The 17,188-nt window shown below is 67.0% G+C and carries 11 protein-coding genes and 1 pseudogene; 5 read left to right on the top strand and 7 right to left on the bottom strand.

The features are described 5' to 3' along the window. Window positions 1–41: 41 nt before the first annotated feature. The 3 genes from sbcB to ACFFGH_RS15685 are packed head-to-tail and all read left to right on the top strand — an operon-like array spanning window position 42 to window position 2,760. On the top strand, window positions 42–1,484 hold the full coding sequence (gene sbcB / locus ACFFGH_RS15695) for an exodeoxyribonuclease I (protein ID WP_386669870.1): 1,443 nt from the start codon (window positions 42–44) through the stop codon (window positions 1,482–1,484). A gap of 12 nt (window positions 1,485–1,496) precedes the next feature. Continuing rightward, the gene (locus ACFFGH_RS15690) at window positions 1,497–2,180 is read left to right on the top strand and encodes a DUF2461 domain-containing protein (RefSeq protein ID WP_386669867.1); all 684 of its coding nucleotides are present in this window, start codon (window positions 1,497–1,499) and stop codon (window positions 2,178–2,180) included. Window position 2,181: 1 nt separating this feature from the next. Next, a complete protein-coding gene (locus ACFFGH_RS15685; RefSeq protein WP_386669865.1) occupies window positions 2,182–2,760 on the top strand; it encodes a DUF2939 domain-containing protein in 579 nt (192 codons plus the stop codon). A gap of 18 nt (window positions 2,761–2,778) precedes the next feature. On the opposite strand, the gene arsJ is transcribed toward ACFFGH_RS15685, so the two are convergent. The 7 genes and pseudogenes from arsJ to ACFFGH_RS15650 form a co-directional block, all read right to left on the bottom strand. Further along, a complete protein-coding gene (arsJ, locus tag ACFFGH_RS15680; protein ID WP_386669862.1) occupies window positions 2,779–4,008 on the bottom strand; it encodes an organoarsenical effux MFS transporter ArsJ in 1,230 nt (409 codons plus the stop codon). A gap of 7 nt (window positions 4,009–4,015) precedes the next feature. Then, the gene (locus ACFFGH_RS15675; protein ID WP_386669860.1) at window positions 4,016–5,020 is read right to left on the bottom strand and encodes an ArsJ-associated glyceraldehyde-3-phosphate dehydrogenase; all 1,005 of its coding nucleotides are present in this window, start codon (window positions 5,018–5,020) and stop codon (window positions 4,016–4,018) included. A 36-nt stretch (window positions 5,021–5,056) separates the two neighbouring features. Next, window positions 5,057–5,416: an ArsR/SmtB family transcription factor gene (locus tag ACFFGH_RS15670; protein ID WP_386669858.1), complete on the bottom strand. Its 360-nt coding sequence runs from the start codon at window positions 5,414–5,416 to the stop codon at window positions 5,057–5,059. 329 nt (window positions 5,417–5,745) lie between these two features. Next, window positions 5,746–6,654: a 5'-nucleotidase gene (locus ACFFGH_RS15665; RefSeq protein WP_386669856.1), complete on the bottom strand. Its 909-nt coding sequence runs from the start codon at window positions 6,652–6,654 to the stop codon at window positions 5,746–5,748. 58 nt (window positions 6,655–6,712) lie between these two features. Further along, complete coding sequence (locus tag ACFFGH_RS15660) at window positions 6,713–7,510, bottom strand: NAD kinase (RefSeq protein WP_386669854.1); 798 nt, start codon at window positions 7,508–7,510, stop codon at window positions 6,713–6,715. A gap of 189 nt (window positions 7,511–7,699) precedes the next feature. Continuing rightward, the gene (locus ACFFGH_RS15655) at window positions 7,700–12,703 is read right to left on the bottom strand and encodes an NAD-glutamate dehydrogenase (RefSeq protein WP_386669851.1); all 5,004 of its coding nucleotides are present in this window, start codon (window positions 12,701–12,703) and stop codon (window positions 7,700–7,702) included. A gap of 165 nt (window positions 12,704–12,868) precedes the next feature. Beyond that, window positions 12,869–14,030, bottom strand: a pseudogene (locus tag ACFFGH_RS15650) (acyl-CoA dehydrogenase family protein). Window positions 14,031–14,187: 157 nt separating this feature from the next. Here ACFFGH_RS15650 and htpG point away from each other — a divergent pair. Then, window positions 14,188–16,092, top strand: a complete 1,905-nt coding sequence (gene htpG / locus ACFFGH_RS15645) for a molecular chaperone HtpG (protein WP_386669848.1) — start codon at window positions 14,188–14,190, stop codon at window positions 16,090–16,092. A 141-nt stretch (window positions 16,093–16,233) separates the two neighbouring features. After that, entirely contained in the window at window positions 16,234–17,187 is a 954-nt protein-coding gene (locus ACFFGH_RS15640) for a metalloregulator ArsR/SmtB family transcription factor (protein ID WP_386669846.1), read from the top strand. Window position 17,188: the final 1 nt, after the last annotated feature.

Here is a 17,188-nt window from a genome sequence, read left to right as displayed (position 1 = left end):
CCCGGCCCGACCAAAGCCGCCCGGACGAAACACCACCTGTCATGCCCGCCAGCTTTCTCTTCTACGACCTCGAAACCTTCGGCGCTGACCCGCGCACGAGCCGGATCGCGCAGTTCGCCGCGATCCGCACCGATGCCGACCTCAACGAGATCGAGGAGCCGATCAGCATCTTCGTGCGCCCCGCCGACGATCTGCTGCCATCGCCGATGGCCACGCTGATCACCGGCATCGCACCGCAGGACGCACTGCGCGACGGCATGACCGAGGCCGCCGCCTTCGCGCTGATCTTCGAGGAGATGTCGCGGCCGGAGACCTGCACGCTCGGCTACAACTCGCTGCGCTTCGACGACGAGTTCATCCGCCACGGGCTGTTCCGCAATTTCTTCGACGCTTACGAGCGTGAGTGGCGCGCGGGCAACTGCCGCTGGGACCTGCTGGACGTGATGCGCCTGGCGCATGCGCTGCGGCCCGACGGCATCGTCTGGCCGAAGCGCGAGGACGGCAAACCGTCATTCAAGCTCGAACACCTCGCCGAAGCGAACGGCGTACGCGAAGGCGATGCTCACGAGGCGCTCTCGGACGTGCGTGCGCTGATCGGCCTGGCGCGCAAGCTCAAGGCCGGGCAACCGAAAATGTGGGATTACGCGCTTCGCCTGCGCGACAAACGCTTCGCCGCGCACATGCTCGACGTGGTCCAGATGACGCCGGTGCTGCACGTGTCGCAACGGTTCCCGGTGAGCCGCCTGTGCGCGGCCCCGGTTCTACCCTTGGCGCGGCACCCGTACATCGACAGCCGCGTGATCGTGTTCGACCTGGGCGAAGACCCGACGCCGCTGCTCGACTACACGGCCGAGCAGATCGCCGACCGTCTCTACACGCCGACCGCCGACCTGCCCGAAGGCGAGCGCCGCGTCGCGCTGAAGGAGATCCACCTCAACCGCTGCCCGGCGCTGATCGCATGGGAGCATCTGCGCGGTGGCGATTTCGAACGCCTGTGCATCACGCCGGACGAGGTGCTCGAACGCGCGGCGATCGTGCGCGCCGCCGGGCCTGCGCTCGTCGAGAAAGTACGACAGGTGTTCGCACGCGAGCGCCAGCGCAATCCCGCCGATCCGGACGCTTCGCTGTACGACGGTTTCATCGGGGAAGGCGACAAGCGCCTGCTACGCGACGTGCGCACGACGCCGCCGGATGCGCTGGGTAAGCGCGAGTTCGGCTTCCGCGACGCGCGACTGACCCAGCTGCTGTTCCGCTACCGCGCGCGCAACTGGCCGGAGTCGCTAACCGCGGAGGAGCGCCAGCGCTGGGACACCTACCGGCGCGACCGCCTGTGCAGGGATGCGGGCCTGTCCGAATACACGTTCGAAAGCTTCGCGACCGAGCTCGCCGCGCTCCGCGCCGCGCATGCGCATGATGGCGGCAAGCTCGTGCTACTGGACCGGCTCGAGGCCTGGGGCCGCGAGCTCGAAACCGAGCTGGCCTGACCGACCGCGACCATGGCCGCGTACTTCGGCGATTCGACCTTCCGCTTCCTGCGCTCGCTCGCGCTCAACAACGAGCGTGCCTGGTTCAACGCGCACCGGTCGGACTACGAAGCGCATGTGCGCGCGCCGTTCCAGCGTCTGCTCGTCGACCTTCAGCCCGCGCTTGCAACGGTCAGCCCGTATTACCGCAGCGATCCGCGCAACGTCGGCGGCTCGCTCTACCGCATCCAGCGCGACACACGGCGCTACGCGGACAAGTCACCCTACAAGAGCTGGCAGGGAGCCGAGCTGTTCTACGAGCGCCGCCATACCGAAGCGCCGTCGTTCTTCATCCATCTGCAGGATGGCGCCTCGTTCGTCGGCGCGGGGCTCTGGTATCCCACGCCTGCGACGATGCGCCGCGTGCGGCAGTTCATTGTCGACAATCCGTCCGGCTGGCGCGCCGCCGCGCATGCCGAGCCGTTCTGTTCGCAGTTCACGCTCGACAACCGCGACATGCTGGTGCGCGGGCCGCGGGGGTTTCCGCCCGAATTCGAGTTCGCGGACGACCTGCGCCGCAAGAACCTGCTCGCTATCAGGCCGGTCGACAATGCGGGCATGACCGCGGACCACCTGCTGGCGCGGATCGAGCAGGACCTCGCCGTCCTTACCCCGTTCGTCGACTACCTCTGCGCAGCGCTCGACCTGGAGTTCTGAGATGAAAAAGTGGCTCGCCATCGCCCTGCTCGCCTTCGCCGCTGCGTTCGCGTACCTGGCCGCCGGCCCGTTCCTGGCCATCAATTCGATCAGGGGCGCGATCGAGCAGAACGACACGGCCGCACTGTCGCAACACGTCGACTTCCCGACGCTGCGTGTCAACCTGCGCGCGCAGGTCGACGACTACCTGGTGCGCAAGGCGGGCGTCGACGTGCAGGCCAGTCCATTCGGCGCGATCGCACTGCGCATTGCCGGCGCCGCGAGTGGCGGCATCGTCGATGCGCTCGCGACTCCGGCCGGCATCGGTTTCGTGCTCCAAGGACGCAGCGCCTGGCACCGGATCAGCGGCGACGGGGTCTCACAGGCCGACACCTACGCGCACGTGCCGCCGGAAGACCTGCTTGCGGAGGCGCAGTACCGGTACGAGTCGCCATCGCGTTTCACGGCCACGGTGCGCAACCGCGACGGTGCGCCCGTAGTGTTCGTGCTTACCCGCGACGGCGTGCGCTGGCGGGTGACGGACGTACGGCTGCCGCTGCAGGCACTCGATCCGACGTTGGCGCCGGGTCAGCAGGGCTGATGCACTCCGCGCGTGCCGCTATGCGCGCGCCGTCGTCGCACCGTCCTGCGCCGAATGCAGCCCGACAGAAACCAGCGCGGCAAGCGCGATAAACACGCCAGAAACCGCAAGGCAGCCGCCCAGTCCGGCCATCTGGAACACCCAGCCCGACAGCACGGTGCCCAACAGCCGGCCCAGCGCATTGGCCATGTAGTAGAAGCCGACATCGAGCGAGACCCCGTCCTCGGCGGCGTGGCTGACGATCAGATAGCTGTGCAATGACGAGTTGACCGCGAACAGCACTCCGAACACCGCCAGCCCGGCCATCAGCACCACATCCGCCGCCGCACCGCGTGCAAGCAGCAGCGCCATCGCGGCGGGCACGAGCGCAAGCGCGCCTGCCCACGCGGGTGCTGCGCGTGGACCCGGCACGGCGCCACGGCTGCGTCCGGTGATCAGCGGCGCGAGCGACTGCACGATGCCGTAGCCGATCACCCACAGCGCGAGAAACGCGCCGACCTTCCAGTAGTCCCAACCCAGCGACTGCGCCAGGAAGACCGGCAGCGCGACCACGAACCACACGTCGCGCGCAGCGAACAGGAACAGGCGTGCCGCCGACAGCAGATTGATCGCGCGACTCTTCGACACGAGGTCGCGGAACTCCGGCTTGGCTTTCGCACGCCCGAGGTCGCGTTGCAGCAGCGTGATGCTGGCCAGCCACACCAGCGCCAGCGCGCCGGCCATCGCTGCAACCGATACGCGAAAACCCAGCGTGGTCAGCAGCGCACCGCCCAGGAAGAACCCTACGCCCTTCAGTGCATTCTTCGATCCGGTCAGCGCAGCAACCCAGCGATAGAGCGTGCCCTGTTGATCGTCGGGAACGAGCAGCTTTATGCCGCTCTTCGCGCTCATCTTGTTGAGGTCCTTCGCGATGCCCGACAGCGCCTGCGCCGCCATGACCCACGCGACCGTCAGCCACGCGGCCGGCACCAGCAGCATCGACAGCGCAATCACCTGCAGGCCGAGACCGATGTTCATCGTCCGGTTGAGGCCGATGCGCGCGCCCAGCCAGCCACCGGCGAGGTTCGTCACCACGCCGAAGATTTCGTAGAACAGGAACAGCAGCGCGACCTGCAGCGGCGAGTAGCCCAGCTCGTGGAAATGCAGCACCACGAGCATGCGCAGGGCGCCGTCGGTCAGGGTAAAAGCCCAGTAATTGCCGGTGATCAGCAGGTACTGGCGGACATCGGCGGACAGGCGCGCGAACATGGGCCTTTCAGCTCGCCGAGCCCACCAGGCGCACGAGCTCCGCAACGCGGTTCACGTAGCCCCACTCGTTGTCGTACCACGCGTAGATCTTGACCTGCGTGCCGTTGATGACCAACGTCGAGGGCGCATCGACGATGCTCGATCGCGCATCGGTCTGGAAGTCGATCGACACCAGCGGCCGCGTTTCGTAGCCGAGCACGCCACGCAGCTCGCCCTCGGCCGCACGCTGCAGCAGCGCGTTGACCTCGTCGACGCTCGTCGGCCTCTCTACCTCGAACACGCAGTCAGTCAGCGACGCATTCGTCAGCGGCACGCGCACGGCGTGGCCGTTCAACCGCCCCTTGAGTTCCGGGAAGATCTCGGCAATCGCGGTTGCCGATCCGGTCGAGGTGGGAATCAGGCTGCTTCCGCAGGCTCGTGCCCGGCGCAGGTCCTTGTGCGGCGCGTCGACGATCACCTGCGTGTTCGTCAGGCTATGAATCGTCGTGAGACTGCCATGGCGGATGCCGAGGCCTTCGTGGATCACTTTGACGACCGGCGCAAGGCAATTGGTCGTGCACGAGGCTGCCGAAACGATGCGGTGCAACGCCGGATCGAAACGATCGTGATTCACGCCTATCACGATGTCGAGCGCGCCGGCCGACTTCACCGGCGCGGTAACGACGACGCGCTTCACGCCCTGGTCGAGGTAAGACTGCAGCACGTCGGGCTTGCGGAACCGGCCTGATGCTTCGATTACCACGTCGCAGCCTGACCAATCGGTGGCAGCGATATCCGTATTGCGGCTGACCGCGATGCGTTTGCCGTCGATGACGAGCGCGTCCGATTCCGTGCGGATTTCACGCGTCCAGCGACCGTGTACGGAATCGAACTCGAGCAGGTGCGCGAACGTGGACGCGTCGCCGGCCGGGTCGTTGATCTGGACGAACTCGAGGCCGTCGTCGCCCCAGGCCGCACGCAGGGCGAGGCGACCCATGCGGCCGAAGCCGTTGATGCCGATGCGTAATGTCACGGAAGACTCCGTTGGTTGAGTCGGGTCGCGCGGAGGTCAGCAGCGCTTTCGGGCCGTCGATGGGCCAGCGACCACCGCGCAGTCCGGCGCGACGGGAAGGCAGCGAGCCGCGTCGCCGCCGCAGCAGTTGCGGGTCAGGAAGTCGATCAACGCCTGCATCCGCTCGAAGTTCGCGCGATAACGGATGAAGCGGCCCTGCTGCTCCGCCTCGATCAGCCCCGCGTGCGACAGGGTCTTCAGGTGGAACGACAGGGTCGTGGCGGGGATCTGCAGCGCCTGCGCCAGATCTCCCGGGTAAGCCCCTTCCGGACCGAGTTCGACGAGACGCTGGAACACCGCCAGGCGCGACGCCTGGGCGAGGGACCCGAGAGCTGACACTGCAGTCTGTATATCCATAGTTCCAGTATCGTGGAACCGTATGGCAGTTATATGACCGCTGCCTGGCGGACCTAGAACTTGCTTCGCCGCCGCGCTCGGGGCGGTGGCTCGCAGTACGTGCCGGACTGGTGGCGGGGCTGCGCTTTGATCCAGTGGGCCGGGGACCGCCCTTTACTTCGTCAATCCCGGGGCCGCGCCCCGCGCCACGGCGTGGCCCCTCCGTGCGCGGCCCCGGCGTGCACTTGAGATCGCTGCTTGTGCCGACGTGCCTGTCCGAATATGGCCGAGCCCAGCCCAAGGCAGCCCACCGCCAGCTAAAGCGAGCTCTCGCTGGCGCAGGCCCTGCCCTACACCCCGTTCGCAACCCCATGGGGTACATGCCCCGCCGCCACCAGGCCACGCGCGGACGCGATGTTGTGCTCGGAGTCGTCGAAGAAGATGTCGGCGCCGAACGCATCGAGGAACGGACCCTTCGCGCGTCCGCCGAGGAACAGCGCCTCGTCCAGGCGGATACCCCACTCCCTCAGCGTGCGGATCACCCGCTCGTGCGCCGGCACGGAACGTGCCGTGACGAGTGCCGTGCGGATCGGCGCGTCGGGTCCTGTCGGAAACGCCGCCTGCAGCCGATGCAAGGCATCGAGAAAGCCACGGAACGGACCGCCCGACAGCGGCTCGCCCGCCCGTGAACGTTCGTGTTCGGCGAATGCCGCGAGGCCCCCTGCGCGAGACACGCGTTCGCCCTCGTCGTCGAAGATAACCGCGTCTCCGTCGAACGCTATGCGCAGCTGATCGTGCCGATGCTGCGCGGCCTTCGCCGGCAGCAGCGTCGCCGCTGCCACTCCGGCGGCGAGTGCATTGCGCACGTCCTCGCCGTTGGCCGACAGGAACAGGTCCGCACCGAAAGGCCGGATGTACGGGAACGGCGGCGCGCCGTTGCTGAAGGCTGCGCGCTTGATCGCCAAGCCATGGTGCGCAATCGAGTTGAAGATGCGCAGCCCGGTGTCCGCCGAATTGCGCGAGATCAGAATCACCTCGACATGCGGCGCTTCGGGCGGCGCATCGCGATTGAGCCCAAGCAGCTTGCGCACCAGTGGGAACGCGATGCCCGGCGCGAGCACATCGTCCTCGTGGCTGCGCTGGTAGGCCGCGTACGCGTCCAGCCCCTCGCTTTCGAACAGCAGGTGGCTGTCCTCCATGTCGAACAAGGTTCGCGAAGAGATCGCGACGATCAGGGGATTGGCATCACGGTCAGGCATGCCCCCTATTGTGCCCGCTCGCATCGCAGCTGCTGCGATCCAGCCGCAGCGGCGTGGCTCAGCCGCTGTTGAACTGCTCGGCCAGCATGCGCTCTTCGAGGTTGTGCTCGGGGTCGAACAGCAGCGTCACCGTTCGGTCCTGCGACTCGCGGATCATTACCTCGACCACATCGCGCACCTCGTGCGAATCCGCGGTGGCGCTTACCGGCCGCTTGTACGGGTCGCTGACGCGGAATCGAACCTCGGTATCGGCCTTGAGCACCGCGCCGCGCCATCGGCGAGGACGGAATGCCGCGATCGGGGTCAGCGCGATGACGTTCGCGCCCAAGGGCAGGATCGGCCCGTGCGCGGAGAAGTTGTACGCCGTGCTGCCAGCGGGCGTCGCCACCAGCACGCCGTCGCAGATCAGCTCGTCCAGCCGCGTCTGCCCGTTGAGATCGATCTGCAGATGCGCCGCCTGACGCGTCTGACGCAGCAGCGACACCTCGTTGTAGGCGAGTGAACCGACGGTCGCGCCGGATTCGGTCTGGGCGACCATCTCCAGCGGACGCAGCACCGCGGGCTCGGCCGCATGGATGCGCTCGATCAGGCCGTGGCCCGGAACGGCGCTGGACCCGTCGCGTTGGTGGTTCATCAGAAAGCCTATCGTGCCCAGCTTCAGGCCGTAGACCGGCTTGCCGAGCGACGCGTGGCGATGCAGCGTCTGCAACATGAAACCGTCGCCGCCCAGCGCGACGAGCACGTCCGCATCCTGCGGTGCATGCGCGCCGTGGTGGTCGGCCAGCTCCTTCAGAAGGCGCTGCGCTTCTTCCGCCGGGCTGGCAAGGAAAGCGAGGCGTGGCGACGTCGTGGTCATCGGCAGCTCCATTCACTCGAGCAGAGCATACCCGCCGTGCCGCCTCGCAATGTCGAGGCGGTCGTGACATGACCTTGTGCCAATCGCCGCAGCGATCTCGACCGGAGTTACACCTGCGCACGTCTGTCAGTCGATCCGTGCAGGGAGCGATCACCTGCTCCCTGCACGGACGGACGGTCGTGACGCCTGTCAGTGCCCGGCCGAGCCGAGCTGTGCCAGGCGTCGCACCGCGACCGACACGGTCGGATAGTCGAGCGTCTTCTGGTTGTGCATCTCGGTCAGCATCGCCAGCGTGAAGCGCAGATTCGCATCATCGCGCTGCAGCCACGTGTCGACCTTCGCTTCGGTCGGCTTGCGGCCGCCCTCGGCCAGAATCTCGCTGACCAGCGTGCGCTGCTGGCGGCTGAGCTCGTCGCGCAGCGCGCCGCGGGCCAGGGCCTGCCAACGCCCGTCCACCGGCAGCGCTTCGATCTGCTCGTACAGCCACGGCAGCTGCAGTGCGGCACCGAGCGAGAAGAACGCCTTGGCGACCTCGGCCGGGGCCAGCTTGCGCGACTGCGCAACCTCGACGATATCGCAGCCGAACTCGAGCAGCGGCAGCGCCGCCAACTCGGTCGCGAGTGCGTTCGGCATGCCCTTGTCCTTCCACTCGCGCAGACGTGCCTCGTAGGCAGTGCGGCGTGCCTCGGACAGCGTCGCCGGCACGGCATCGCGCACCGCACGCAAACCCTCGCCGTAGCGCGTCATCGCGGCGGTGATCTCCGGCAGCTTGCCCGGGCGCGACAGCAGCCAGCGCGTCATCGTGCGCATCAGATGCCAGATCGTCTGCAAAGCGTCCAGCTGTGCGGCTTCCGGCACCTTGCCGTCGAGCGCGTCGATCTGCGCCCACAGGCTACGCGCGTCGAGTGCTTCGCGGCTGATCGTGTACGCCTCGGCAACCTCGCCGGGGCTGCGACCGGTGTCCTCGGTCATACGCAACGCGAACGTCGCACCCATGCGGTTGACCATCGAGTTCGTCACCGCGGTCGCAATGATCTCGCGCTTGAGCCGGTGACCCTGCATCGCCTTGGCGTACTTCTCCTGCAGCGGTTGCGGGAAATAGCGCACCAGCTCCTTCGAGAGGTACGGATCCTCCGGCACGTCCGAATCGACCAGCTGCTGGAACAGCACCAGCTTGGCGTACGACAGCAGCACCGAGAGTTCCGGACGGGTCAGGCCCTGGCCACGCGTCTTGCGCTCGGCAATCTCGGCATCCGACGGCAGGAACTCGATCTGCCGATCGAGCAGGCCCTGCTGTTCCAGGCTCTTGATGAAGTGCAGCTTCGAGCCCAGCCGCGTGACACTCATGCGCTCCATCAGGCTGATCGCCTGGTTCTGGCGGTAGTTGTCGTTGAGGACGAGGTCGGCCACCTCGTCCGTCATCGACGCGAGCAGCTTGTTGCGCTCGTCCAGCGTGAGCTTCTTAGCCTGCACCTGCCCGTTGAGCAGGATTTTGATGTTGACCTCGTGGTCCGAGGTATCCACACCGGCGGAGTTGTCGATGAAGTCGGTGTTGAGCAGCACGCCATGCTGCGCGGCCTCGATGCGACCGAGCTGGGTGAGGCCCAGGTTGCCGCCCTCGCCCACCACCTTGCAGCGCAGCTCGCGCCCGTTGACGCGCAGTGCGTTGTTCGAGCGGTCGCCCACGTCCGCATGGGTTTCACCGCTGGCCTTCACGTAGGTCCCGATGCCGCCATTCCACAGCAGGTCGACCGGCGCCTTGAGGATCGCGCTCATCAGTTCGGCCGGGCTCATGGCCTCGATCTCCAGGTCGATCCCGAGCGCGACCTTGACCTGTGGCGTCAGCGTGATCGACTTCGCCGAGCGCGGGTACACGCCGCCGCCTTCGCTGATCAGCGCCTTGTTGTAGTCCTCCCAGCTCGAGCGCGGCAGCTTGAACATGCGCAGCCGTTCCTTGAACGTCACCGCCGCATCGGGGTTCGGGTCGAGGAAGATGTGGCGGTGGTCGAACGCGGCCAGCAGGCGGATGTGCTTGCTCAGCAGCATGCCGTTGCCGAACACGTCGCCCGACATGTCGCCGATGCCGACGACAGTGAAGTCCTGCTTCTGCGAATCACGGCCCATCGCACGGAAGTGGCGCTTGACCGACTCCCACGCGCCGCGCGCGGTGATGCCCATCGCCTTGTGGTCGTAACCGACCGAGCCACCGGACGCGAATGCGTCGTCGAGCCAGTAGCCGTGCTCACGCGCGATGCCGTTCGCGATGTCCGAGAACGTCGCGGTTCCCTTGTCCGCCGCGACCACGAGGTACGGATCATCGCCGTCGTGCCGCACCACATCACGCGGCGGCACGATGTTGCCGGCGGTGTCGATGTTGTCGGTGATGTCGAGCAGGCCGTTGATGAAGATGCTGTAGCAGGCGATGCCTTCGGCCTGGATCGCATCGCGGTCGCCCGCCGGCGGCCGCTTGACGAAGAATCCGCCCTTCGAGCCGACCGGCACGATGACCGTGTTCTTGACCATCTGCGCCTTGACCAGGCCGAGCACCTCCGTGCGGAAATCCTCGCGGCGGTCGGACCACCGCAGGCCGCCCCGCGCCACGGGCCCGAAGCGCAGATGGATACCTTCCACGCGCGGGCTGTAGACGAAGATCTCGCGGTATGGACGCGGCTTTGGCAGATCCGGAACGAGCGCCGAGTCGAACTTGTAGCTGATGTAGCTGCGCTCGCCGCCATCGTCAGCCGGCTGGTAGTAGTTCGTGCGCAGCGTCGCGTCGATCACCCCGATGAAGCTGCGCAGGATGCGGTCCTCGTCGAGGCTGGACACGCGGTCGAGCAAGCCGAGAATCGCCGCGCGCGTCGCTGCGACCTGCGCCTGGCGCTTGCCCGAGCGTGCATCGATGACCGGCTGCACCGCGGCAAGAAGCGCATCCTCGCCTCCGGCAAGGCCCTGCAACTGGCGCGTAAAACGCTCGACGCCGGCCTTGATCTCGGCCTTGCTTTCGCTGCCGGTGCGCGGATGGAAGCGCGCCTCGAACAGTTCGACCATCAGGCGCGCGAGCAGCGGATAGTGCGCGAACGTCTGCTCGACGTAGGACTGGGAGAACGGCACGCCGACCTGCATGAGGTACTTGCTGTAACCGCGCACCATCGCGACCTGACGCCAGGACAGGTTTGCCGCGATCACCAGGCGGTTGAAGCCGTCGTTCTCGGCCTGCCCGCGCCAGATCTTCGCGAACGCTTCCTCGAACTGCTCATCGATCGCGTCGATGTCGCGTTCCGGCCCTACGACCTCGACTTCGAAATCCTGGATATAGACCGGCACGTCACCGGCGACCTCGATACGGTACGGGTGCTCGGAGATCACCCGCAGCCCCATGTTCTCCATCATCGGCAGCGCGTCGGACAGCGGAATATCGTCGAACTGACGGTAGAGCTTGAATCGCAGGCCGCCCTCGCCCTGACGCGCGCGGCACAGGCTCAGGCGAAGATCGTCCGGGCCCGTCAGTGCGGCGAGGTGCTCGACGTCGCTCGCGGCGACTTCGGCCGAGACGTTCTCGATGTAGCCCGCCGGCAGCGCACGCCCGAACTTGCTCGCGATCGCCAGGCCGCGCTGTTCGCCCTGTCGCGCGATCAGCTGCTCGCGCAGTTCATCCGCCCAGTTGCGCACGATGCCGGCCAGCTCGGCCTCGATCGCGGCGGTGTCGACCTGGATCGCTTCGCCCGAGGTGGGGCGGATGATCAGGTGCAGCTGGGCAAGCGGCGACTCACCGAGCACGACATTGGTGTCGACCCGCTCGCCGTGGAGCACGCGCTTGAGCATGTTCTCGATGCGGTGACGCACATCGGTGCTCATGCGCTCGCGCGGGATATAGACCAGCGCCGAGAAGAACCGGCCGTATCGGTCGCGGCGCAGGAACAGACGGCTGCGCACGCGCTCCTGCAGGCCAAGGATGCCGGTTGCCGTGCGGTAGAGCTCTTCCTCGCTGGAGTGGAACAGCTCCTCGCGTGGCAGCGTCTCGAGGATATGGCGCAGCGCCTTGCCGCTGTGGCTGTTCGGCGCAAGGCCCGACCGCTGCATCACGTACTGGTGGCGCTGGCGCACCAGCGGGATGTCCCACGGCCGGCGGTTATAGGCGCTCGACGTGTAGAGGCCGAGGAAGCGCTGCTCGCCCGTCGGCTTGCCCGACTCGTCGAAGCGCAGGATGCCGATGTAGTCCATGTACCCCGGGCGATGAACCGTGGCACGTGCATTCGTCTTGGTCAGGATCAGGGCGTCGACCGCGCCGGAGTTCTGCATGAAATGCGCCGCAAGCGAGGTCAGCAGGCGCGGCTTGCCGACATCCTTCGAACGCAGCAGGCCGAGGCCGCTGTCCTCGACGGCGCACAGCACTTCGTTGCGGCCGTCCTTCGCCACCTCGTACTCGCGGTAGCCGAGGAACGTGAAGTGGTTGTCGGCCGCCCAGCGGAGGAACTCCTGTGCCTCGGCGCGACCCTCGTCGTCGACCGGCATCACGCGCGAGCCCAGTTCGTCGGCGATCGCGAGCATGCGTTCGCGCATCGGAGCCCAGTCGCGCACGATCGACCGCACATCGGCAAGCACATTCTCGACGAGGCTCTTGATCGCCGGCATCTCGTCGGAGCTGTGGCGATCGATTTCCAGGTGCATCAGCGACTCGCACTCGCCGCGGCCGACGGCGACGACGCGGCCGGCGCGATCACGCTCGAATTCGACTACCGGATGCCCGAGCACGTGCACGCCGATGCCCTGCTCGGCCAGCGCCATCGTGACCGAGTCGACGAGGAACGGCATGTCGTCGTTGGCGATCTGCAGCACCGTGTGCGCCGACTCCCAGCCGTGCGTCGCGACGGTGGGATTGAACAGGCGGACCAGGGCCGAGCCCGGCTTGCGGCCGCGCGCGAACTCGAGGTAGTCCGCCGCGAGCGCTGCCCACTGATCGGGGCCGTGCTGGGGCAGCTCGTCCGCCGACATGCGCTTGTAGAACGCACGGGTGAACGCCTCACCTTCGTCCTGCCGTGCCTTCGGCAGGCGCTTGCGCACCGCTGCGATGATCGGATCCAGCGCCACCGCTTCGCGTGCGGCGACGTCCTGCGCCGCGGCGCCTGCACGGCTCGCGACGGATTTGCGGGCGGCGGGCTTGGCTGCGGTGGGCTTGCTCGTTTTCGGGCTCATGGGAACGGGGGGTCCAATGGAAGAGGCCCGCGCTTTCGCGCAGGCCGGCAAGAGTGTCAGGGAAAGAGGTACGCCGACGTATGGAGGCGATCGCGGCCCACTGCGCCCGGAATCGGGATGACCGGACCGGGACGCAGCGAGGCGACGTCGGGGATCACGGCAGACTCAGCGCAGTCCGGTCTCGTTGCGGGCGATGACCAGGCGCTGGATCTCGCTCGTGCCCTCGTAGATCTCGGTGATCTTCGCGTCGCGGAAGTAGCGCTCGACCGGCATTTCCTTCGAGTAGCCCATGCCACCGTGGATCTGCACCGCCTGGTGGCTGATCCACATCGCAGCTTCGGACGCAGTGAGCTTGGCGACGGCGGCCTCGGTGGAGAAGCGTGCGCCGCCCTTGTCGAACTCGCCCTTCTGCCACGCCGCACGCAGCGTGAGCAGCAGCGACGCGTCGAGCTTGCACTTCATGTCGGCGATCTTCGCCTGGGTCATCTGGAACGCGCCGATCGGCTGGCCGAACGCCTTGCGCTCCTTGACGTAGTTGAGCGTCGCTTCATACGCGGCGCGCGAGATGCCGATGGCCTGGCTGGCAATGCCGATGCGGCCGGCGTCCAGCACGCTCATCGCGATCTTGAAGCCCTCGCCTTCCTGGCCCAGCACTTCGTTCGCCTGCACCACGTAATCGGTGAACTCGATTTCGCAGGTCGCCGACGCACGAATGCCGAGCTTCGGCTCGGTCTTGCCGCGGTGGAAGCCGTCGCGCGTGGTGTCGATCATGAACGCCGTGATGCCCCGCGCGCCCTTCTCGGCATCGGTCATCGCGAACAGCACGATGTACTTCGCGACCGGGCCGGAGGTGATCCAGCTCTTCTTGCCGTTGACGATGAACGTGCCGTCGAACTGGCGGACTGCCTTGCAGCGCATCGCGGTCGCGTCCGAGCCCGACTGCGGCTCGGTCAGCGCGAACGCGCCGATCTCGCGGCCTTCCGCGATCGCACGGACGTAGAGCTGCTTCTGCTCCTCGGTGCCGAACTTCAGGATGCCGTTACAGAACAGCGAATTGTTGACTGACATGATCGTCGAGTGCGCCGCGTCGGCGGCGGCGATCTCGATCATTGCGAGCACGTACGAGATCGGGTCCATACCGGCGCCGCCGTACTCGGCCGGCACCTCGATGCCCATCAGCCCGTTCTCGCCGAGCGTGCGAATGTTCTCGAGCGGGAAATCGCCGGTCCGGTCGTGGTGTTCGGCGCTGGGCGCGATCTTTGTCCTGGGCGATGCGGCGCGCCACGTCCTGGATCATCAACTGCTCTTCGGTGAAGCGGAAATCCACGTCGGCACCTCGTGCGGGTTACTGATGGCGATATAACGCGACATTGTAGCCGGACCGGGCATCCAACCCTACCGCCCCGGCCGCCTTGAATCGCCGCGTACCGCCCCCATCTGCGCGCCATCGGCCGCCTGCGCGGCCCGGCGAACGAGGAACCGTCATGACCGTTGAGACACGTAAGGAAACCCTCGGCTTCCAGACCGAGGTCAAGCAGCTGCTGCAGCTGATGATCCACTCGCTCTACTCGAACAAGGAGATCTTCCTGCGGGAACTGATCTCCAACGCGTCCGACGCGGCCGACAAGCTGCGGTTCGAGGCCTTGGCGCGACCGGAGTTGCTCGAGGGCGGCGCCGAGCTGCGGGTACGGGTGGATTTCGATCCGGAGGCGAAGACCGTCACGGTCGAGGACAACGGCATCGGCATGAGCCGGGAGGACGTGATCGCGCACCTGGGCACGATCGCGAAATCCGGCACCGCCGACTTCCTGAATGCGCTGTCGGGCGACCAGCGCCGCGACTCGCAGCTGATCGGCCAGTTCGGCGTCGGCTTCTATTCGGCGTTCATCGTCGCCGACCGGGTGGAAGTGTTCACGCGCCGCGCCGGCCTGCCTGCCTCCGAGGGCGTGCACTGGTCGTCGACCGGCGAAGGCGAGTTCGACATCGCCACGATCGAGAAAGCCGACCGCGGAACCCGCATCGTGCTGCACCTGAAGGCCGACGAGGCGGGCTTCGCGGACGGCTGGCGTCTGCGCGAGATCATCAAGAAGTACTCCGACCACATCGGCGTCGCGATCCAGATGCCGAAGGAGCACCACGGCGAGGAGAAGGACGCGCCGGCCGAGCGCCAGTGGGAGACCGTCAACCGCGCCAGCGCACTGTGGACCCGGCCGCGCAACGAGATTACCGACGACGAGTACAAGGCGCTCTACAAGCACGTCTCGCACGACTTTGGTGACCCGATCGCGTGGAGCCACAACAAGGTCGAGGGCAAGCTCGAGTACACATCGCTGCTGTACGTGCCGGGCCGCGCGCCGTTCGACCTCTACCACCGCGAAGCCGCGCGCGGACTCAAGCTCTACGTCCAGCGCGTTTTCATCATGGACCAGGCCGAGCAGTTCCTGCCGCTGTACCTGCGCTTCATCCGCGGCGTCGTGGACTCGAACGATCTGTCGCTCAACGTCTCGCGCGAGATCCTGCAGAAAGACCCGGTCATCGGATCGATGAAGACCGGCCTGACCAAGCGCGTGCTCGACATGCTCGACAAGCTTGCGGCCAACGAGCCCGACAAGTACCGCGAGTTCTGGAAGAACTTCGGCCAGGTGCTCAAGGAAGGGCCGGCCGAGGACTTCGCGAACCGCGAGAAGATCGCCGGCCTGCTGCGCTTCGCCTCGACGCATGGCGACAGCGATGCGCAGGAGGTCTCGCTGGCCGACTACGCGGGCCGCATGAAGGACGGCCAGGACAAGATCTACTACCTGACCGGCGAGAGCTACGCGCAGGTGCGCAACAGCCCGCACCTCGAGGTATTCCGCAAGAAGGGACTCGAAGTGCTGCTGCTGACCGACCGCATCGACGAGTGGCTGATGGGCTACCTGACCGAGTTCGACGGTAAGTCGTTCGTCGATGTCGCACGCGGTGACCTGGACCTGGGCACGCTGGACTCGGCCGAGGACAAGCAGGCGCAGGAAGAGCTGGCCAAGTCGAAGCAGGATCTCGTCGAGCGCATCAAGGCCGCGCTGGGCGACGAGGTCTCGGACGTGCGTGTGTCGCATCGCCTCACCGAATCGCCGGCGGTGCTCGCGCTCGGTGACCAGGACATCGGGCTGCAGCTGCGCCAGATTCTCGAGGCGAGCGGCCAGGCAGTGCCGGAATCGAAGCCGATCTTCGAGATCAACCCGAGCCACCCGCTCGTGGCTCGGCTCGACGCGGAGACCGGCGAGCAGCGATTCGGTACGCTGGCCCGGGTGCTGTTCGACCAGGCCGCGCTGGCGGCCGGTAACGGACTCAAGGACCCGGCCGGTTACGTGCGTCGCCTGAACGAGCTGCTGGTCGAGCTGTCGAGCTGAAACGCAGAACTCTGAAGCAGCAAAGGCCCGCGGCTCGTCCGCGGGCTTTTTTTTGCGCTAAGCCGAGCCGCCTTGACCTCGGGCCCAGCCACGGCACACACTTATCGCTATATCGCGATAGACGTATACGAGGCTGTATCGATGGATCTGGAAGGCTGGTCGTCCCGCCTCAAGGTGTTTGCGGACGCGACGCGCGTGCGGTTGCTGGCCTTGCTCGAGCGCGAGGAGCTCACCGTGGCCGAGCTGTCCTCGATCACCCGCCTCGCGCAGCCACGCGTGTCCACGCACCTCGCGCGACTCAAGGACGCAGGTCTCGTGCGCGACCGGCGCGCCGGTGTGTCCGCCTATTACCGCTTTGACGAGGGCACACTGGACGGCGCACAGCGCGCGCTGTGGCAGACGCTGCGCGAAGGCAGCGACGATCCGTTGCTGCGCCAAGACGCCGAGCGCGTGCCCGGCGTGCTGGCCGCGCGTGCGTCCGAGCAGAACTGGGCCGACTCGGTCGCGGGCGACATGGAGCGCCATTACTCGCCGGGGCGCACCTGGGAAGCGCTGGCGCGCTCGGCGCTGCCGCTGCTGCACCCGGGCGACGTGCTCGACATCGCGTCGGGTGACGGCGTGCTGGCGGAACTGCTGGCCCCGCATTCGCACCGGTATGTCTGCCTCGATGCGAGCAGCAAAGTGGTCCTGGCCGCATCCGAACGCCTGCGCCGGCTCCGGAACGTCGAGGTGCGCGAGGGCGACATGCACGCGCTGCCGTTCGACGACGCCGCATTCGACCTCGTGGTGCTGATGCACGCACTGACCTACGCCGAAAAGCCGGCGCAGGCGGTCATTGAAGCCGGGCGCGTGCTGCGCCCCGGCGGGCGCCTTCTGCTGACCAGCCTTGCCCGGCACGAGCATCGATCGGTCGTCGAAGCCTACGGGCACGTCAACCTCGGTTTCAGCGAGAAGGACCTGCTGAAGTTCACCGCGAAGGCGGGCTTCGGCGTCGTCAGCTGCAGCACGGTCACGCGCGAGCGGCGGCCGCCGCATTTCGAGGTCATCGCGCTGATTGGGCGCAAGCCTGGCGATTCGGCTCAGGAGGTCCGCTGAC

Source organism: Lysobacter korlensis, assembly GCF_042434515.1.
Note: the sequence above shows the minus strand (reverse complement) of the source record. Positions and strands in the feature narration are given on the sequence as shown.